At 43.2% G+C, this 20,186-nt stretch carries 19 protein-coding genes and 1 pseudogene; 7 read left to right on the forward strand and 13 right to left on the reverse strand.

Annotation, left to right across the window (positions count from 1 at the left end; genetic code table 11):
- The first annotated feature begins 92 nt into the window (after nt 1-92).
- Entirely contained in the window at nt 93-1,454 is a 1,362-nt protein-coding gene (gene mpl, locus F957_RS20355; protein ID WP_016543230.1) for a UDP-N-acetylmuramate:L-alanyl-gamma-D-glutamyl-meso-diaminopimelate ligase, read from the forward strand.
- A gap of 322 nt (nt 1,455-1,776) precedes the next feature.
- Here the strand turns inward: mpl and F957_RS20350 are convergent, their stop codons facing one another.
- From F957_RS20350 to F957_RS20335, 4 genes are read right to left on the reverse strand one after another with little or no spacing between them, the layout of a single operon-like run.
- Nucleotides 1,777-2,520, reverse strand: coding sequence for an SDR family oxidoreductase (locus F957_RS20350; protein ID WP_016543229.1), 744 nt, complete (start codon nt 2,518-2,520; stop codon nt 1,777-1,779).
- Between the two features lie 17 nt (nt 2,521-2,537).
- On the reverse strand, nt 2,538-3,236 hold the full coding sequence (locus tag F957_RS20345) for a histidine phosphatase family protein (protein WP_016543228.1): 699 nt from the start codon (nt 3,234-3,236) through the stop codon (nt 2,538-2,540).
- Nucleotides 3,233-4,354, reverse strand: coding sequence for a phosphotransferase family protein (locus F957_RS20340; RefSeq protein WP_016543227.1), 1,122 nt, complete (start codon nt 4,352-4,354; stop codon nt 3,233-3,235). Before F957_RS20340 ends, F957_RS20345 begins: the two co-directional genes overlap by 4 nt.
- 16 nt (nt 4,355-4,370) lie before the next feature.
- A complete protein-coding gene (locus tag F957_RS20335; protein ID WP_016660068.1) occupies nt 4,371-5,600 on the reverse strand; it encodes an acyl-CoA dehydrogenase family protein in 1,230 nt (409 codons plus the stop codon).
- Nucleotides 5,601-5,705: 105 nt separating this feature from the next.
- On the opposite strand from F957_RS20335, the gene F957_RS20330 reads away from it, so the two are divergent.
- The gene (locus F957_RS20330; protein WP_016543225.1) at nt 5,706-6,623 is read left to right on the forward strand and encodes a LysR family transcriptional regulator; all 918 of its coding nucleotides are present in this window, start codon (nt 5,706-5,708) and stop codon (nt 6,621-6,623) included.
- Between the two features lie 59 nt (nt 6,624-6,682).
- On the opposite strand, the gene F957_RS20325 is transcribed toward F957_RS20330, so the two are convergent.
- Nucleotides 6,683-7,882, reverse strand: coding sequence for a low temperature requirement protein A (locus F957_RS20325; protein ID WP_016543224.1), 1,200 nt, complete (start codon nt 7,880-7,882; stop codon nt 6,683-6,685).
- Between the two features lie 392 nt (nt 7,883-8,274).
- On the opposite strand from F957_RS20325, the gene F957_RS20320 reads away from it, so the two are divergent.
- Nucleotides 8,275-9,231, forward strand: coding sequence for a TerC family protein (locus F957_RS20320; protein WP_016543223.1), 957 nt, complete (start codon nt 8,275-8,277; stop codon nt 9,229-9,231).
- Nucleotides 9,232-9,291: 60 nt separating this feature from the next.
- Here F957_RS20320 and F957_RS21005 read toward each other — a convergent pair.
- Nucleotides 9,292-9,882, reverse strand: a pseudogene (locus tag F957_RS21005) (nucleotidyltransferase family protein).
- 139 nt (nt 9,883-10,021) lie between these two features.
- Between F957_RS21005 and guaD the strand changes: the two are divergent.
- From guaD to F957_RS20295, 3 genes are all read left to right on the forward strand, one after another.
- The gene (guaD, locus tag F957_RS20305) at nt 10,022-11,350 is read left to right on the forward strand and encodes a guanine deaminase (RefSeq protein WP_016543220.1); all 1,329 of its coding nucleotides are present in this window, start codon (nt 10,022-10,024) and stop codon (nt 11,348-11,350) included.
- 212 nt (nt 11,351-11,562) lie between these two features.
- Nucleotides 11,563-12,093, forward strand: coding sequence for a hypoxanthine phosphoribosyltransferase (hpt, locus tag F957_RS20300; RefSeq protein WP_016162105.1), 531 nt, complete (start codon nt 11,563-11,565; stop codon nt 12,091-12,093).
- A gap of 203 nt (nt 12,094-12,296) precedes the next feature.
- The gene (locus F957_RS20295; RefSeq protein ID WP_016543219.1) at nt 12,297-12,548 is read left to right on the forward strand and encodes a GlsB/YeaQ/YmgE family stress response membrane protein; all 252 of its coding nucleotides are present in this window, start codon (nt 12,297-12,299) and stop codon (nt 12,546-12,548) included.
- A 54-nt stretch (nt 12,549-12,602) separates the two neighbouring features.
- On the opposite strand, the gene F957_RS20290 is transcribed toward F957_RS20295, so the two are convergent.
- Nucleotides 12,603-13,301, reverse strand: a complete 699-nt coding sequence (locus tag F957_RS20290) for a DsbC family protein (RefSeq protein ID WP_016543218.1) — start codon at nt 13,299-13,301, stop codon at nt 12,603-12,605.
- A 434-nt stretch (nt 13,302-13,735) separates the two neighbouring features.
- Here F957_RS20290 and F957_RS20285 point away from each other — a divergent pair, with 434 nt between their 5' ends.
- Complete coding sequence (locus F957_RS20285) at nt 13,736-14,923, forward strand: PilT/PilU family type 4a pilus ATPase (protein WP_016543217.1); 1,188 nt, start codon at nt 13,736-13,738, stop codon at nt 14,921-14,923.
- A gap of 53 nt (nt 14,924-14,976) precedes the next feature.
- Here the strand turns inward: F957_RS20285 and F957_RS20280 are convergent, their stop codons facing one another.
- The 6 genes from F957_RS20280 to rpmH form a co-directional block, all read right to left on the reverse strand.
- A complete protein-coding gene (locus tag F957_RS20280; RefSeq protein ID WP_016543216.1) occupies nt 14,977-15,792 on the reverse strand; it encodes a DUF2310 family Zn-ribbon-containing protein in 816 nt (271 codons plus the stop codon).
- A gap of 163 nt (nt 15,793-15,955) precedes the next feature.
- A complete protein-coding gene (mnmE, locus tag F957_RS20275; RefSeq protein WP_016543215.1) occupies nt 15,956-17,311 on the reverse strand; it encodes a tRNA uridine-5-carboxymethylaminomethyl(34) synthesis GTPase MnmE in 1,356 nt (451 codons plus the stop codon).
- Nucleotides 17,312-17,425: 114 nt separating this feature from the next.
- Entirely contained in the window at nt 17,426-19,186 is a 1,761-nt protein-coding gene (yidC, locus tag F957_RS20270; protein WP_016543214.1) for a membrane protein insertase YidC, read from the reverse strand.
- Between the two features lie 2 nt (nt 19,187-19,188).
- Nucleotides 19,189-19,512, reverse strand: coding sequence for a membrane protein insertion efficiency factor YidD (gene yidD, locus F957_RS20265; protein WP_004803336.1), 324 nt, complete (start codon nt 19,510-19,512; stop codon nt 19,189-19,191).
- A gap of 9 nt (nt 19,513-19,521) precedes the next feature.
- The gene (gene rnpA, locus F957_RS20260; protein WP_004656857.1) at nt 19,522-19,917 is read right to left on the reverse strand and encodes a ribonuclease P protein component; all 396 of its coding nucleotides are present in this window, start codon (nt 19,915-19,917) and stop codon (nt 19,522-19,524) included.
- A gap of 27 nt (nt 19,918-19,944) precedes the next feature.
- Nucleotides 19,945-20,079: a 50S ribosomal protein L34 gene (rpmH, locus tag F957_RS20255; RefSeq protein WP_000831329.1), complete on the reverse strand. Its 135-nt coding sequence runs from the start codon at nt 20,077-20,079 to the stop codon at nt 19,945-19,947.
- Nucleotides 20,080-20,186 lie beyond the last annotated feature (107 nt).

A 20,186-nucleotide genomic window follows, 5' to 3' on the forward strand; every position in this document is an offset into this window, starting at 1 on the left:
AAGCCTTGCTATCGTTGCGTTTGATTTTTATTGATAACGACAATCATACATACGATACCGTGCTGTATGAAAAGCAGTGGAGAAGGCGCGTTATGCATCTGCATATTTTGGGTATTTGTGGCACATTTATGGGGTCTTTGGCTCTACTCGCACGAGATTTAGGACATAAAGTCACAGGTTCAGATGCCAATGTTTATCCACCGATGTCGACTCAACTGGAAAATGCAGGTATTGAATTGATGCAGGGCTATGACCGTAGCCACTTGCAACCGCATCCTGATCTTGTCATCGTCGGCAATGCTATGAAACGTGGGATTGATGCGATTGAATACATGCTGAATGAAGGCCTGCCTTATATTTCTGGCCCACAATTCTTGGCCGATCATGTGCTCCAAGGCAAACATGTACTTGGTGTCGCGGGCACACACGGTAAAACCACCACCACCACCATGTTGGCTTGGGTGCTTGATCAAGCAGGCTTAAATCCGGGTTTCTTGATTGGCGGCGTACCACTGGGTTTCAGTGAAAGTGCACGTTTAGGTGGAGGTCAATATTTCTGTGTTGAAGCAGATGAATATGATTCTGCCTTCTTTGATAAACGTTCTAAGTTCGTTCACTATCACCCTAAAACCGCGATTCTCAACAACCTCGAATTTGATCACGCCGATATTTTTGATGATCTGGCTGCGATTCAAAAACAGTTCCATCATTTAGTGCGTACCATTCCAAGTGAAGGTCGTATTATTGCACCGATTACTGAAACCAATATTGATGAAGTCTTGCAACAAGGTTGCTGGACCCCTGTGGTTCGCACCAGTCTTGAGCCAAATGAGCAAGCCGCATTATCTGCTGAACTAATCAGTGCCGATGGCAGTCACTTTAAAGTGCTTGAGCACGGCAAAGTGGTCGGTGAAGTGAAATGGAATATGACAGGGCAGCATAGTGTTGCCAATGCGTTGGCAACGATTGCAGCTGCACAGCACGTCGGTGTCAGCCTTGCGCAAGCCTGTGAAGCCTTATCCAACTTCGGCGGGGTGAAACGCCGTATGGAGCTGTTAGGCACGGTGCGCGGCATCGAAGTCTATGATGACTTTGCCCATCACCCAACGGCGATTGAAACCACACTCGATGGCGCACGTAAACGGCTAGGCGAGCGTAAGTTGTGGGCGATCATTGAACCACGTTCTAACACCATGCGTATGGGTAGCCATAAAGATGGTTTAGCACATTCTGCACGTTTGGCCGATGAAGTGATTTGGTATCAACCAGAGGGCTTGGATTGGGATTTACAACCGGTGATCTCAGCATCAGCAAACAAGGCTGAAGTCAGCCGCTCTTTAGATGAGATCATTGCCCGTGTGGTCAATGAAGCAGGTGAGGGTGATGCGGTGGTGATCATGTCCAATGGCGGCTTTGGTGGTTTACACCAAAAGTTGATTACGGCTTTGTCGTAATTAACCTCAACACTTTCTCTAACTTATTGAAAAACTATTGTCTCAACGGAGTCTTGCAAGTTCTTATCTAATTTCTGGATCAGCCTGCGGCTCGCCCTACTTTTCTTTCGGGAAAAGTAGGCAAAACCATTGTCATCTGCAAAACCTGTCCTCTTCTTGCATTGATCAACATATATCGCAGAAACAGTCTCTTACTTAAACCACGCAGGTTGCAGATGACGTTTCCGAGTATCACATTTCCTCGAAGTTATATTAATTCAGATCGCGACAGGCGGCATCCATGCCGAATAAACATATTTGTCCAATCCATTTTAAATGGCAATCAACTCAATTTATTCACAAGCTTCAATGGCAAAATCTTCATTGCAATCCCCATTGGCAACCACGGCCACTGCGGTACATAAGCCTTCACAGGTTCCTTCTCAATGGCTTTCACCAAAGCCTTGCTTCCTGTTATCTCACCCACCTCAAATGGTAATTTCTTGGCACCCTCATTTAATTCAGTTCGAATATAACCAGGGAAAATCGTTGAGACTTTAATTGGGGTATGCAGCAACTCCGCACGAATCCCTTCCGCCAAATGCGCTACAGCGGCCTTACTGGCAGCATAGGTCGATAAATGCTTCGGTAAACCACGCATCGCACTCATCGAAGAAATCACCACCAAATGGCCTTTATTTTGCGCTCTAAAGATTTCAACTGCGGCTTCACACTGCGCCAAGGCCGAGATAAAGTTGGTTTCCGCGGTAGCGCGGTTCACCTCAAAATGTCCTTTACCAATACGGCGACCATCGCCAACACCAGCATTCACAATAATTCGGTCAATCGTGCCAAATTCTTGCTGAAAGGCATGGAACACCGTGAACACATCATCGTAATGGGTCACATCTAGGATTTTAATCTTGACCTGTATCGAAAACTGCTTTTGCAGCTCTTGCTGTAAGGCTTCTAAACGCTCTAAACGTCGTGCGCAAAGCGCCAGATTATAGCCTTTAGCCGCAAATTCACGCGCCATACCTGCGCCCAAACCTGAACTTGCACCTGTAATTAAAATGGTTTTTGCCATGCCTGCCACCTATTTTTTTAAATCCATGTTAAAAGTTCAGCATCACGCGCTTTTAAATAATGATGCTCATTAAAACTGAGTAATTGCAAACGATCATCTGACCAACGCAGTGTGGTGATACTTGCATTGGCAATCGACCAATTCAGTGCAAAAATCTGTTTGGCATTCAGTCCCAACACCTGACCGACCGCCACAGAAATCACACCGCCAGAACTAAATACCACGGCTTGACGGGGTTGCGTGGCATCAATGTGCTGACACAAACCGTGCAAAGCACTTTGTACACGCGATTGAAAGCCTAACCAGGTCTCATGATATTCATGGTCATACTGCTCGCCAATCCAGCGGTCGATGGCTCCATCGAAAATTTTGGCCAGATAAGCGCGAGGATTGGCCATCAAATCGACATCCTGTTTCAGCAATTCAGGTTGATTAAAACGCGGTTCGTATTGGGCAAACACATGCTGATGATCAAACTCATTCCAATCCGATTCTGTTTGTATCAGTGCATCCTGAAAACTTTGTGATAAAGCCAATTGTGCTGTTTGCTGATGACGTTGCATCGAACCTGCCACAATCAGCGGTGTTTGCTTCAGGGTCTGTTTAAAAAAATCACCGACGACCTGTGCCTGCTGTTCACCTTTGGCTGAAAGCTGATCATAACTTGCTGCACCAAAAGACGCCTGCCCATGTCGTACCAAATAAATTGTGGTCATCGTTTTAAAATATCCTGTAGTTTTGCACCATATTCAGCAATCAATGGTCGTGCCTGTGGATTGTTTTGCGCGATCAGTTTTAAAGCCCGAATATGTAAGGCATGAATCATAATCCAGAAATCTTTAAAGGCTGGATTATCGGTTTGCTGATGGTAATAACGATAATAAATCTGTTGCGCAATCACGGCCAAACGGAACAAACCAAACACTTCATAAAAAGCCCAATTGGCAGGCTGTAAACCGGTCTTTTCCAGATAGTAATCCACCACCTGTTGCCGTGTCAGCATGCCTTTTAAATTGGTCGGCTGACGGCGGCTAGATTTCATCAAGGCATCATCGTCCTCTTGAATCCAGTAGGCGAGAGCGCTGCCCAGATCCATCAAAGGATCACCGAGTGTCGCCATTTCCCAATCCAGCACGCCAATCACTTGCGTCGGTTGTTGTGGAGCTAAAATGACATTATCAAAACGCCAGTCATTATGAATCACGCAGGTTTTTGCATCAGTTGGGATATGTTCCAGCAACCACTGACGCACAAAGGCAAAATCAGGCACATTCGGTGTCAGGGCTTTGCTATAACGCGCATCCCAACCTTCAACCTGACGGCGGCAGTAGCCTTCACCTTTCCCCAATTTTTCTAGCTCTGTGCCTTGATAAGGTACTTGATGCAACTCAATCAATTTATCCAGAACATTCAGACACAGCTGCTGTACTTGCGGCTCATCCAGCTGTAATTCTTTGGGTAAATTGGCACGCGGAATAATGCCCTCGATCCGTTTCATGACATAGAAGTCGCAACCGATGACGCTGTCATCCTGACACAGCGCAATCATTTCAGGTAGCACAGGATAAAACGGTGCCAGATGCTTCTGCATATTGTATTCACGCGCCATATCATGCGCTGATTTGGCTTTGGTGCCTTTCGGTGGGCGACGTAAGATCAGGTCGGCATTGTCATACTGCAGCCGATAGGTCCAATTCGATGCACCCCCTGAATATTGGGTCAGTTGTGCCTGTCCTTGCAGATCCACACCTTGGTTTTTTAACCAGTTTTCAACCGCTGCAATATCCAGCTCTTCACCATGGCGAACCTGTCCACCGATATCAATCATTGTCATTGTTGTATTTTCCTTATCAACGAGCATAGCCACGTTTTTTCAGTTCGAGTTTGGCAATCATGCCTTTATGCACTTCATCAGGTCCATCAGCCAAACGTAAACTACGCGCTTGATTGAAAAATGCAGTCAGTGGGGTATCGCGTGAAACGCCTTCACCACCGTGAATCTGGATCGCCATATCGACCACATATTGCAAGACGCTCGGCGCCACCACTTTAATCGCAGAGATTTCTGTCAATGCCGCCATATTGCCCTGCGTATCCATCTTATAAGCGGCGTACAGGGTCAATAAGCGCGCTTGATCGATCTGCACCCGCGCATCTGCAACACGCTCTAAATTACCACCGAGTTTGAGAATTTCTTTACCAAAGGCTTTACGTGACATGCCTCGATCAATCATCAGCTCCAATGCTTTTTCAGCTGCGCCAATACAACGCATACAATGGTGAATCCGCCCAGGCCCTAAACGCCCTTGTGCAATTTCAAATCCTTGCCCAGCACCGCCAATAAAGTTACTCACTGGCACACGCACTTGGTCGAAATTGACTTGCCCATGTCCATGCGGGGCATCGTAATCACCAAAGACTGGCAACATCCGTTCAATCGTTACCCCTTGCGTATCGATTGGCACCAATACCATCGAATGCTGATGATGACGGTCTTTACTAGGATCTGGGGTATAGGCCATGAAAATAATCACTTTGGCATTGGGATCACCCAAACCCGATGACCACCATTTGCGTCCATTCAAGACGATCTCATCGCCCTCAATCACCGCCGTGGCTTGCATATTGGTGGCATCACTGGAGGCCACTGCAGGTTCAGTCATGCAGAATACGGAACGGATTTCGCCCGCGAGGAGAGGGTGGAGCCATTGTTGTTTTTGCTGCTCACTGCCATAGCGCCATAACACTTCCATATTGCCACTATCAGGCGCATTACAGTTAAAAACCGTCGGGGCGAGCAGACTGCGTCCTGTCAGTTCCGCGATATGCGCATATTCCTGTACCGACAGACCTGCACCCAGTTCTGCATCAGGCAAGAACATGTTCCATAAGCCCGCTGCTTTGGCTTTACTTTTCAGCTGTTCCAGTTGCTCAGGCCATTGCCATTGCGTCCAGTCGCCATCGACATTCAGATGATGGACTTCATCCCAGAAGGCTTTTTCAATCGGTTCTATTTCTTGTTGAATAAAGGCTTGCGTTCGTGCAATAAAATCCTGTGCGCGTTCAGATAATGCAAACATCCTCATTTCCCTCAATCTAAAATATGGCGAATATTGATTCGCTGCTTTACATCACCATAAGCGAAAATTTATTATGAATGAAATGATTTTATTTTATTCAAAACTATGAATCAGATTCATAATACCAGCCCACTGGAAGTGGCTCACTTTCATCGTATTGATATCAATTTATATCCGCTGTTTATTGCGATTTTTGAACAAAAGAGCATTTCCAAAGCTGCGCAATTGTTGTGTATCAGCCAATCTGCAGTCAGTCATGCCTTGCAACGTTTGCGTACACAACTTGGAGACGAGTTATTTGTTCGAAGCGGGCAAAAAATGCTGCCAACACCTTATGCCGAGCAAATTTATCAGCCGATTCAAACAGCATTACTGGCGATTCAACAGATTGCCGTGCCCCAGCAAGGCTTTATACCGAACATGCTGCACAGCCTAAAAATTGCCATTCATGATGAAATCGAACCGATTATTTTTCCACAATTGGTGCATCATTTTGCCCAATTGAATCTGAACATTCAGTTCTTGAGTTCCAAGCTGGATCGTAAAAATATGCTGGCCGATCTCTCAGCGCAACAAATCGATTTTGTGATTGATCTGGTGCAACCGCATCAGGATCATTTACAGTTTGAAAACCTGATTGACGACCATTTTGTGGTGTGTACCCAGCAGCCTGAGATCAGTTTATCTCAGTATTTATCCTCACCGCATATTGGTGTGTCATCACGGCGGACTGGCTTATTGCTGGAAGATATTTATCTAAATCGGCAACAGCTGTCTCGTCAAATTTTCCTACGTTGCCAACACTATTCAACCGCACTACAAGTTTTGGCCCAATACCCCGATGCAGTGCTAACGATTCCACAAAGTATTCTGAAAAATCTACATTATGCGAAGCATTTAAAGATCCATGCACTGCCGATTGAATTGCCTAAAATCAACATGGGCATGTATTGGCATGAACATGTCACACATAACCCACGACACCAATTTTTACGCACAGAAATTTTGAAAATTTTTAATTAGAACAGGCGAATGCATTGCTCATTCGCCTGTCTGCTCATCTCCATATTGGGAGGCTTTGATTATTTGTTTGATGCCAGCTGTTGCTGATCATGGCAATTGATCAAATACGCTTTGGAAAGCATGAGACGGAGGATATAAACCACCGCCATCGCAAAAATCATATAGCCAATATCGGCAAAGAAAAAAGGAATCGAGAAAAGGATCAAAATCGTCATTGGATAAAGCCAACGTCCCCATCCCGACAAATAGGAGGTCTCATAAAATAGCCAAATATAGGTGTTATAAACCACCAAGCAGATCGCAATCATCCATCCCATCATTTGACTGGAAATGTGAGCATGATGTGTTGAAACATCGACCGAGGCCGCTAAAGCTGCACCTAGGACTGCAATACTGATAAAGATAAAAAAATGGTCGTAACCCCATAAAAAAGGCTGCACCCCATGACGTTGATGGTGATGATGACTGCGATCAAAGTAGACCCACCACATGGCAAACATCATCAATAAGCCGCCAATCACTAAAAAGATTTCTTTGAAGTTCACGTCATGATTGGCAAAGGCTTCCTGAGTGGCAGCAAAACTGCCAATAATCGACTCTCCCAACACAATAATCGTGAGTAGGGCATAACGCTCAACAATATGATGTGGATGCCAAGGTGTCACCGCATATTTTTCGGCATACAGCGGTACGGCTAACTCAGCCAAAACCAAAATCAGGAACAACACAGGCGTCATATGAATGGCACTGAAATTACCAATTAACCATCCCAACTGCACCAAGACAATACCAATGGCATAGCGATAGGCTGTCACCCTTCGTTCAGGATCATGTTTGGCAACGCGTATCCATTGGGTCACTAAAGCCAAACGCATAATCACATAACCAATGATAATGACATCGAAATTATGTTGTTGAAAAACTGCGGGGATACCCGCCGCCATCACCAATGATCCGACAATTTGGACAAAGGTCAAACAGCGATACAACGTGTCATCATTGTCATAGGCGGAGGCAAACCAAGTGAAATTCATCCATGCCCACCACAGGGCGAAAAACACCATAAAATAGGTCGGTAAAGCATGCCATAAATGACCTTCAATAATCGCATGGTGGAGTTGCTGTCCTGCGGTTGCAATCGCAACCACAAAAATCAGGTCAAATAAAAGTTCTAATGGTGTGGCCGCACGGTGGGCTTCTTCAGGGTCACGGGGGACAAATAATTTCTGCGGTTTATTTTGATTGTTTTCAGCACTCATCTCTTATTCTCTGAACAATATAGGCCTTCACTTTTAAGTTAATCTATCTTCCAGCATTTACCTAATCCTGCAATCACAAAAAATGCTTAAAATTTATGCATTGAAAGTTTGCTTAAATCGATTATTTATGTAATTCTATGCCTATCTTTGGATGTCATCATCCATAACAGAATTTGACAAGGGGAGTAGCCTCCTCCAAGCCTAGGTTGTGCAACTGAGCAATTTAGGTGTCAGAGTTTCGTCATTACACTTTGCAAAAAGTCGGACTCTGAGCATCACAGGTTATCGTGATGTAGGCAAGACCTTGATCATGTTGAAACAGATGTTTTATTTAATTCATCTGGCAACTGGTCAAGGTTTTTTTATGTCCATTTGCCAGATAGGGAGTTGTGATGGAAACTATCGGTAATTTATGGCTGTACGTTGCGTTCTTCGGAATCGTAACGGTCATGCTCATAGTCGACTTTTTAGGCTTTAAACAAAAACAAAACCAAGATGTACCCATCAGGCAAGCGGCTTATTGGAGTATTGCTTGGGTCACCGTTGCCATGATTTTTGGTGGTGGTTTGTGGCTATACCTGCAACAAACCGTAGGCGCAACCATCGCCAACCAAAAAACCATGGAATACTTTGCGGGTTATTTACTGGAAAAATCGCTGGCAATTGATAACGTCTTTGTCTGGCTGATGATTTTCGCAGCGTTTGCGATTCCTCCTGCATTCCAACGTAAAATCCTGCTTTACGGCGTACTCGGCGCAATCATTTTAAGAACCATTTTTATCTTTATTGGTGCTTGGTTCGTACAAGAGTTCTCTTGGGTGCTGTATATCTTCGGTGCGTTCCTCGTCTACACAGGCTTTAAGTTCCTAAAAGGACAGGACGAAGAAGAGACCAATATTGAAGATATCAAGATGCTGAAATGGTTACGCAAACACATGCGAATTACCCCACAGCTAGAAGGCAATAACTTCTTTGTTCGTCAGAACGGTGTGTTATGGGCAACGCCTTTGTTCTTGGTGTTAATCTTGGTAGAAGCGTCTGATGTGATTTTTGCGGTGGATTCTATTCCTGCGATTTTCGCCGTGACCAGTGACCCGTTCATTGTGTTAACCGCAAACTTAATGGCAATTTTGGGCTTACGTGCGATGTTCTTCTTATTGGCAGGTGCTGCAAGCAAAATGCATTACTTACCGTATGGTTTGGGCATCATCTTATTGTTCATTGGTGCAAAAATGTTATTGCTCGATGTATTCCACATGCCAATCTGGATCTCATTAGGCTTTATCGTACTGGTGTTGAGCATCACCGCGTATCTCTCGTTACGTCATAACAAACGCCAAGAACAATAAACACAAACTATCTCCAAAGGGTCTTCAATGAAGGCCCTTTTTTATTTGAGCATCATCCACTCATTGCAATTTAGGCCATTGCTGTAACCACTGTTTGGATTCAATCCGTTGTTTAAAGATGTCATAGCTGACCAATGCAGGATTCCAACGTAATTTGAGTGCAAATAAATCATGCAGACCAAAGGGTGCGATCAATTCCAATTCTCCTGAGCGATTTAAGCGGACTGCAAGCGCCGTTGCTGTGTCTGGCCATAGTGACAAAGCCTGCTCAATCGAGACTAGAGGCTGAATTTTTTCGGTCTTATCCTGACCATACCAGGTATGCACCAAGGCCTGATTTACCACATCCCATTGTTATTCAGGAAAGATTAGCGCTAGTGCGCGCTGTAATTGCTTTTCTCTGCTGTGATCACGCTCAGTTGTATCATGGTAGATCACATCTATATCGCAATTGTTCAAGTCAAAGCTTTGACCATGTAAATGTGCCCATACGGTATTCCGAAGCACACCTGCACTTAAATAAGCCGTAGGATGCAATTGAGCCAATTGCTGCAACATCCCATACAAAGTAGGGCAGTGCATAATCAGATCAAATAGTCTATTTCGATTGCTTTGCTCTGTCTCTACGTTTCCCCCAGATAAGACATACATTTCGATCTCCCCAAACTGAGTTACTTTAAATTATGAGTCACATTTATATACCTTTTCAGCACGCGAATTAGACGAATAATCCAGTAACTTTGGCAAAATCAGGTACAATCAACCGAAAAAAGTAAAATTGTAGGTTGTTATGACTTTGGCTACTCCAATCACGGTGATTCGTGGTCGCTTCTTAGATATTCAAAAAACCGTTTCCCAAGCTGCTGAAATTGCCGATCAAGTGCGCTATCTCGAAGATGGTGTCATGATCACTGAGCAAGGCAAAATTCGCTGGTTTGGCACGTGGAACGACGCTCAAGCCCATCTTCCTGCAAACGTTGACATTCAGCATTATCCAGAACAATTAATTATTCCGGGTATGATCGATACCCATATTCATTTCCCACAAACCGAAATGGTCGGGGCCTACGGCGAGCAACTTTTAAGCTGGTTAAACACCTATACCTTCCCAACCGAAATCCAGTTCAAAGACCAAGCCTATGCGCAAGACATTGCCAAGTTTTTTGTCAATGAACTACTTAAAAATGGCACCACCACAGCATTGGTATTCTGTACGGTACATCCTGAATCGGTGGATGCTTTATTTGAGGCCGCAGCACAGCACCAAATGCGTTTAATCGCAGGTAAGGTGATGATGGATCGTCATGCACCCGAAGCCTTGTGCGACACCGCAGACAGCGGCTATGAGGATTCTAAGGCATTAATCGAGAAGTGGCATGGCCAAGGTCGTGCACTGTATGCGATTACCCCACGCTTTGCACCCACCTCAACGCCTGAACAACTCGAAAAAGCAGGCCAACTCAAAGCCCAATTTCCGGATGTCTATGTACATACTCATTTAAGTGAAAACAAAGATGAAATCGCATGGGTGAAAGATTTATTCCCTGAGCAAAAGGGTTATCTGGATGTCTATCATCACTATGGCTTAACTGGTCAACGTTCGGTATTTGCGCACTGTGTGCATTTAGAAGATGCGGAATGGAAATGTATGCATGAGACTGATTCTGCAATTGCCTTCTGCCCAACCTCAAACCTATTCTTGGGTAGCGGTTTATTTCCATTGAACAAAACCTGGCAACAACAAGTCAAAGTTGGTCTCGGAACCGATGTGGGGGCAGGGACCTCATTTAGCTTATTGCAAACTGTCAATGAAGCGTACAAGGTACAACAGTTGCAAGGCGATAAACTGTCTGCGTTTGAATCTCTATATCATGCAACCCTCGGTGGTGCCAAAGCCTTAGATCTAGATGACAAACTTGGCAACTTTAATATCGGGAAAGAGGCTGATTTTGTGGTGCTCAATCTCAAAGCAACTGCCTTACAACAATTACGTCAATCACGTTCAAAATCGGTTGATGATAGCTTATTTGCCTTATTCACCATGGGCGATGACCGAAATATTGAGGCAACCTATATCTATGGACAAAAAGCCTATAGCCAAAGCGAAACGCTTAAATAAACAAAAACTTGGGTGGATCATATTGGCCGTCGGATGTGCTGTTCTGTTAAAACGAGACCGTGCATCTGCTCAAAATGAAACATATTCTTCATCATCAAAAGGTGCATGAACGGTAATTTTGTTTTAAAATTGGCGGATTAGCTCAAGATTTCGAGGTGTTGCAGGTCAACACCTTTTTTATTTTCCCGTTTTTAAGTTTTAGGAATCTACCGATGACCATTGCAATGCGCATTATGATTTCAAGTGAAGAGATTCAAGCCAAAGTCAAAGAACTGGGTGAAAAGATCAATGCACACTATGCTCAAAGTGATAAAGAACTGGTATTGATTGGCCTGTTACGTGGTTCAGTTATTTTTATGGCCGACCTATGCCGTGCCATTGAAAAGCCACACGAACTCGATTTTATGACTGTTTCTAGCTACGTCAATGGCACCACGGTTTCATCAAGAGACGTCAAGATTCTGAAAGATCTTGATGGTGAAATTCATGGTAAAGATGTGCTGGTGGTGGAAGACATTATCGACTCAGGCAACACCTTAAGCAAAGTAGTTGAAATGCTGCAAACACGTAACCCGAATTCGATTGAACTGTGTACTCTGGTGAGTAAGCCATCACGCCGTGAAATTCCGCTAGAAGTGAAATTCCTCGGTTTTGAAGTCGAAGATCGCTTTATTGTCGGTTATGGTTTGGATTTCGATCAAAAGTACCGTCATCTGCCATTTATTGGTGAAATTGGTCTTTAATGAGTAGACCGTGACTGGCATTTTATCCATGTTCGCCGCTTACTCAGGTGCCTTAGGGCGCCTTTTTTATGGCCTGCTATAAACAAACTTTGCTCAAGAACGCACAAAAATACGACACAAATAGGCAATCCACTACAGACAAAGCACACTCAAATCAAGCAGGATAATAAGAAATACTGCTTTTAAAACAAGGAGAAAAGATAATGTGGTCTCTGATTGTAGCGATTGTTGTTGGTTTTTTTGCTGGTTTAATTGCACGCGCAATACATCCAGGTGATGACAAAGCGGGCTTTATTGTCACGACTTTATTGGGTATCGCAGGTTCATTACTCGCCACCTATGGCGGGCGTTTACTTGGCTTATATGCTGAAAATTCGGCAGCAGGTTTTATTGCGTCTGTGCTAGGTGCGGTGATTATTTTATTCCTTTATAAACTCGTCACCAAAAAAAGTTAAATCCATTCGGAAGGCTCCCCATTCATTTTAATTGATGATTGGGGAGCTTTTTCATTAGAGTCCGAGCTCTTTCCAAATTATCTGAATTTCTTCAGCACTGCGTCCACCCACCATTTTTAAACCATTTGAGAAAATCAAAGTTGGCGTGGCATCGACAGCAAGTTTACGACCGAGTTCGAGGTTACGATCAATCGGGTTGGCACAACTTTTCTCTTTCGGCTGCACATTCTTTTGTAGCAAGTTTTTCCATGCATAAGCTGGATTCGCATCACACCACACCGATTTTGACACCGCGATTGATTGTGGTTTTAGGGCATAGATAAAGGTATAAATCGTCACATCAGTCAGCTTGTCCAATTCAGCTTCTAATTTTTTGCAATATGAACAATTCGGGTCAGAAAACACGGCTAACTGACGCTTCCCATTGCCTTTGACCGTTTTAATCGCATCTTTTAAAGGCAGCTGTTTCCAGTCAATCGAATTTTGTTGAATGACTAAATCTTTGGTCAGGTTCTTTTGATCTTTTAAGCGCACCATAGACCCCACAAACATATGTTGGGCACTTTCATCCAGGTAAATAATCTGATTATCTAGACTGGCACTATATAAGCCTTTCATTTCTGTAGGTTGAATATTGCTGACTTCGATATTGGGATATTGCTGATTTAAATTGTTTTTTAAGCTGTCTACGTTGGCAAAACTCAGCGCTGAAATACAGCCCAATAATGAGAACATCCCAATTTTCTTTAACATGTCTGACACTCAATTCAAAAATCAGCGGCTATTGTAATCAGTCTCAAGCCACTCAACAGTTCAGCTTACTCAGTAACAACCAAAACTCAACCAATTCATGCGATGTTTCACGTGGAACGTTCGTTTATCCTGTTCACATCCCCCATACAGCATGCTGCAAGCGATCGATTCAGTAAAAAACTGACAATTTAGGTCCATCACATTGATAATTATTTAATAATTTTAAAAAGCACATAGATCAACACCTCGCTTTTTGGAATAATTCGTATCATTCAGCAACACAGTGAAAATGATGACGATAAAATGGTCCAAATCGAGTCACATTGATCTATCATCATTCATTTTCAAGAAACAAAAATGTTCCCCTATCGGGATGATTGTCATCGTATTACAGCAATGAACTTCGCTTCATTCTAAAAAATTTAGGTAGCTCAATGTATAACGCGGAACTATTAGAAGAAGCCAAAACCTTTATGTTTCACATGCTCAGCAAAGTGGTGGAATATGGAGGGTCTGATTTATTTATCACTGCTGATTTTCCACCAAGCATTAAATTGCAAGGGCTGATGCGTCCATTGGGGCAACAAGCACTCACCGCAGATAAAACCAAGCTGTTTGCCTATAGTTTGATGAATGAAAAACAACGCCAAGAGTTTGAAACAGAATGGGAATGTAATTTTGCCATCAATGTGCCCAATGTTTCCCGTTTCCGTGTCAACGTGTTTAAACAACAGCTACAAATCGGTATGGTGATTCGTACCATTACCTCAGAAATTCCAACCTTTCAGAAACTAAAATTACCAGAATCTCTGAAAAATGTGATTATGGAAAAACGTGGTTTGGTGCTGGTTGTTGGGGGTACAGGTTCAGGAAAATCAACCTCTTTGGCTGCCATGATTGACCATCGCAATGAAAACTCAGCGGGGCATATCATTACCGTTGAAGACCCAGTGGAATACGTGCATAAACATAAAAAATCAATGATTACCCATCGTGAGGTGGGGGTTGATTGTCATTCATGGCAGCATGCCTTGAAAAACACGCTACGTCAGGCACCCGATGTGATTCTGATTGGCGAAATCCGTGACACAGAAACCATGGAACATGCAATTGCCTTTGCGGAAACTGGGCATTTGTGTCTAGGTACATTACACGCTAACAATGCCAACCAAGCACTGGACCGAATTATTAACTTTTTCCCAGAAGAGCGTCGCAATCAATTACTGATGGATCTTTCATCCAATATGAAAGGGATTATTTCGCAACGCTTGGTACGTACCCAAGATGGCAAAGGTCGTCGTGCTGCAATTGAAATTTTGTTGAATACCCCATTAATTGCAGACAATATTCTCAAAGGGCAGTTCCACGCACTGAAAGAGATTATGAGCAAATCGCGTGAGTTGGGTATGCAAACCTTCGACCAAGCCTTATTTGAGCTGTATAACGAAGGCGCGATTAGCTATGATGAAGCCTTACGCAATGCCGATTCAGTCAATGAATTGCGTTTGCAGATCAAGCTAAAAAGTACTCGCCAAGAAGGCGCACCGGCCGCCATGATGACCGCGTTAAATGTGGTACAAGAACAAAAGCCTGAAGAAGAGCAACAAACTGAAGATAAGTGATAAAAATGGCTTGGATCAGCACAATCCAAGCCTTTTATTTAAATGATTTGTAATTAGTTTTTAGATGGTCGCCATTCACCAATAATTGCATGTCGCTCATCTTCGTAAGAGACGGCAAGATGTGAGACTAAACGACATGGATCACATTTAAAGGTAAAATTATAAAAAACATTCACTTCTGCGTCTGTGTCTATACTCCATTTTTGACCACAAGCTGGGCACAGCCGGGCATCTTCATTCTTTTTACGTCCCCAATAACGCATAACGTAATAGTACGTAGGTATATCTGTAACATCTTCAATATATTTACAGATTTTTTGACCTGTTTTTGCTAACTCACTATCTGGAGTTGCCAATTGTTTATAAGCTATTTTTTCCAAAGCGCTACTATGTATCCAAGCTTGATCATAGGTCTTATATTCTTGTTGCCAAAAAAATATTTCTTCTCGTTGCTGATGCTCTCCTGAAAGAAGAAAAATAGGTATTGGATGACCATTATCCCCTCGACACACAGGTGACTGCCAATCATTCATATGGGTATACAGGTAAAGGAAAGTAGCGTTTTGCCAATGGATATTTTTTTCAGGAACATCATCATCAATACATTCCCATAATGGTTCACAATCAAACAACTCAGTAATGCGTTTCAATCGTTCAATACCATATTTGCAATGATATTCTTTTAAATTTGCATCAAGACCTTGCAGATTGATATAGGTACACAACAGGCCTTGATGTACGATCAAATAGTACTCACCGCAGACTTGACCATTATGTAATAAAGCCGAAAGATAATCCTCAACCAACCATTCGGCTTGTTCTCGATTTGTTTTTGTAATTGGCCCAAAAATCACTTTATAAGCAATCATTTTTAACTCATCAGAAATTTTGTAATAAGAAAAATCAGCAATAAAAGTATAATAATTACACTAAATTTTATTATCAGTATATTTTAGAATAAAAAGTACGAATTCATTATAAATTAGTACTTTTATCTTGTTTTATGATTGTTAAAATGGCTTAAATACTTGATTACTTCCCAATACAGAACGAACCAAAAATCTTGCCGAGCAAATCATCGGCACTGAAATCACCAGTGATTTCACCCAATGCATTTTGCGCCAAACGCAATGACTCAGCTACCAGTTCACCAGCATTAAACACCACCAACTGCTCACGTGCCTCAGACAAATAGCGCTGAGTGCGCTTCATTGCGTCTAAATGACGTGTTCGGGCGATAAAGGTGTCTTCCTCAGGTTGGAAGCCCGCATGCGCTGTAATCGCATCTATGAGCGCCTGAACCCCCATATCCTGTTTGGCTGAGACACTAATATGACGGAAGCCCTGATAATCGGTCATTTCCGCCTGTTGTCCAGTTAAATCGCATTTATTCCCAATCAACAATAAACGCTTTGGCTCCAGATGATCAGCAAAATATTCATGTGCCAGCTGTAAAGGTTCATCGCCTTGATTCAAGTCATACACCAACAGCAATAAATCAGCCTGTTCAATTTCCTTGATCGCACGACGAATCCCTTCCTGCTCGACGATATCGCCCGTTTCACGTAAGCCTGCAGTATCGGTTAAAGTCATCGGCAAGCCATTTAAACTAATCTTTTCATGCAGCACATCACGGGTAGTCCCTGCAATATCGGTCACAATGGCACGTTCATGACCAGCGAGTGCGTTTAACAGGCTCGATTTACCCGCATTGGGCTTACCTGCAATCACCACCTGTAAACCTTCACGTAGCAATTGGCCTTGGCGTGCAGACTGCTGTACCGCTTGAACCGAGTCCTGTACACCATCCAGCAAGGCCAAAATCTTACCATCGGCCAGGAAATCAATTTCTTCTTCGGGGAAATCAATCGCAGCTTCAACATGCAACCGTAAGTGAATCAGTTGCTCTAAAACCATATTAATTTTAGTTGAAAATGCACCTTGTAAAGAGCGTACTGCTGAACGTGCTGCCGCCTGTGAAGTGGCATCAATCAAATCGGCAATCGCTTCGGCTTGTACCAAGTCCATCTTGCCATTTTCAAAGGCACGCATGGAAAATTCACCCGCTTTTGCGGCTGTCGCCCCCAAATCGAGTAAACGTGCTAACAGGGCATTTTGAATGACAGGACCACCATGACCTTGTAATTCCACCACATCTTCCCCGGTAAAGGAATGTGGGTTTGGAAAACACAATACAATGCCTTCGTCCATTACCGAGCCATCGGCATCACAAAACTGACGAAAACCAGCCATGCGTGCCGCAGGGAGCTTTTTCTGAGTCAGTTGCTCTGCAATCACATAAGCTTTCGGTCCAGAGAGTCGAATCACCCCCACACCACCACGACCTAATGGAGTAGCAATCGCAGCAATTGTGGTTTGATGTTGCATGTTAAATTCACCTAAAAAAAGCAAGGGTTGTTGGGTTCAAACCCTAAATACAGACAAAGAAAAATCCGCCTAAGATTACCATCTTAAGCGGATTTATTCAGTAAAAGTTCGAACTTAAGCGCTCGGCTCAACCTTGTTGAGACGGTCTTTTTCGACACCTTTGTTAATAAACCATTGTTGTAAAATGGTAATACTGTTGTTGACGATCCAGTAAAGGACTAAGCCCGCAGGGAAGAACAACATGAATACCGTAAACATGATTGGCATGATACGGAACACTTTGGCCTGCATTGGATCAGTCGGTTGTGGGTTCAACATTTGCTGAACGAACATGGTCACACCCATGATCAACGGCAAGATAAACCATGGATCCATTGCTGATAAATCTTGAATCCAGCCTAACCATGGTGCATGGCGCAGCTCAACAGATTCCATCAATACCCAATACAAGGCTAAGAAAATCGGCATTTGTAATAGCAATGGCAAGCAACCAGACAATGGGTTGACTTGTTCACGCTTGTATAACGCCATCATTTCTTGCGAGAAACGCATGCGGTCTTCACCAAATTCTTCTTTCATGCGTTGCATTTCGGGTGCAATCACACGCATTTTCGCCATCGAACGATAACTTTTTGAAGAAAGTGGCCATAAAATCAACTTCACCAAGATCGTCAATAAGATAATTGACCAGCCCCAGTTCCCAATAATGTTATGGAAGAATTGCAAGCCCAAGAACAATAATTTCGCAATTGGCCATAACCAACCATAATCTACAGTTTGGTTTAAACCATCAGCCAAGTCTTTCAGCTCAGACTGAACTTTCGGACCAGAATAAAGCTTAGCATCCACTTCCATTGAGGTACCTGCAGGTACATTAATCACTGGAGAGGTGAAGCCCATGATATTCATGCCGTCCGTAGACTGACGTGACTCTAATTTTGCATTATATGGCTGACCATCGGCCTGAGTGAGTTTTAAGTTCCCAGGAATCCATGCGCTCACAAAATAATGCTGAACCATGGCAACCCAGCCGCCTTTGGCTTCAACATTTAATTTTTCGTCATTAAAGTTAGCGAATTTTAACTTGTTATAATGCGCATCTGGTGTACCCCAAGCGCCGCCAAGATAAGTACCCAAGGTGAAAATACCTTGTGAAGACTTACCAGGATCATCCGAATTATCACGCTTTAACTGACCAAACATTTGACCTTGCCAGTTTTGCTGACTGCGGTTAATAACTTGATGTTTAACGGTAATTGGGTAATCGCCTTGCGTGAAGGTGAACGATTTGATCACTTCCACACCTTCAGGTGTTTTAAATACCAACGGCACAGTCAACACTTGATGTGTTTTACCATCTTTCGACGCAACGCTTTTCGCATCTGCCAAGGTATATGCTGTTTTTTCAACATCATACATTGGACGACCGCCACGGCTGCTATCTGGTCCATTTAAACCAATTAAACCAGATTGAGCGACGTAAGTACGTTTCGCATCACTTTCCAGCATGACAAACGGTTTATCGCTGTCTTTGCTTTCATCATGGCTTAACAATTCAATACGGACGATATCACCACCTTTTGGATTGATCCACAGGTGATAAAGATCAGTTTGTACTGAAATCAGTTGCTGGCTCACAGATGTATTATGTTCTGTAGCTTGTGATGCAGTCGCATTTGCTTGTGGCAAGTCTGAAGCCGCTGTTGCATTTTGAGCATTTGGCAAATCTGCAGATACTTCATGTGCAGTCACAGCAGCCGCTTGTTGTTGCGGTGCTGGTGCAGCATGACCATAATCTTTTTGCCAAGCCAAAATAAGCAAATATGCGGTAACAAACATGGCTCCAAGAATTGCAAATCTGGCCCATTGTTGCATATCTATAATCCCAAATGGTTAGAGAGATTTTGCTTGAATAAACGATCACGAAAGGGTACAGCAACGTGATGCATTTGAGAATCTATTTGATGAAACGAAATAAAACGAAGTGCTTTACGAGGCACTGGATCATAGCCTGACCCACCCCAAGGATGACAACGGCAAATTCGCTTAGTCGATAGCCATACACCTTTGACCGCGCCATGTGTCTGCAACGCTTCGATTGCATATTGCGAACAAGTGGGAATATAGCGACAACGAGGACCCAATAATGGACTAATTGCGATTTGGTAACATCTTATCAACCAATGCAGTAAACGTACCATTGGAGATCTCTAATTTTGGAGGGATGTCACAACGACTTTGGAATGCTTCTTTGCTAAGCGTTGTAATTTTTGCCAAGCAAAATCTAATTGTTGATGTAATTCTTGATTTGCGATTGCTTCTATACCTACTTTAGGCATCACCACAATATCGATATCAGCATTAAATTGCGCTTGATGTAAACGAAAGCTCTCCCGAGCAAGACGTTTTATTCGATTTCGTTCATGTGCACGACGCACCTTTTTTTTAGCAACGACAATACCCAAACGGCTTTTCGGCTGTTCGGTTAATTTTGCTAAAAAAAGGAAATGGGGCTGATGCACTTTAAAAAGCGCACCATCAAATACACTTTTATAATCAGCGGCACAACGAATACGAGATTCAGTGCCGAAACTGTAAAGTGTCATCACCCAAGTCTGGTCAGCTTAACAGTATTAAACAGTTAAGCTATGACGACCTTTTGCACGACGACGAGCTAAAACTTGACGACCTGCTTTAGTAGCCATACGAGCGCGGAAACCATGAACGCGTTTACGCTTTAATTCAGATGGTTGGAAAGTACGTTTCATTTCGAAACTCCAAAATGATCTTTCTATAAAGGTCCGCGATTTTATTGTGCAATGTTTACGCTGTCAATGGAAAATCAAAAACTTTACATTTTGTTTGTTCTGTTTTG

It is taken from the genome of Acinetobacter gyllenbergii CIP 110306 = MTCC 11365, from assembly GCF_000413855.1.
In the GTDB taxonomy this organism is placed as follows: domain Bacteria; phylum Pseudomonadota; class Gammaproteobacteria; order Pseudomonadales; family Moraxellaceae; genus Acinetobacter; species Acinetobacter gyllenbergii.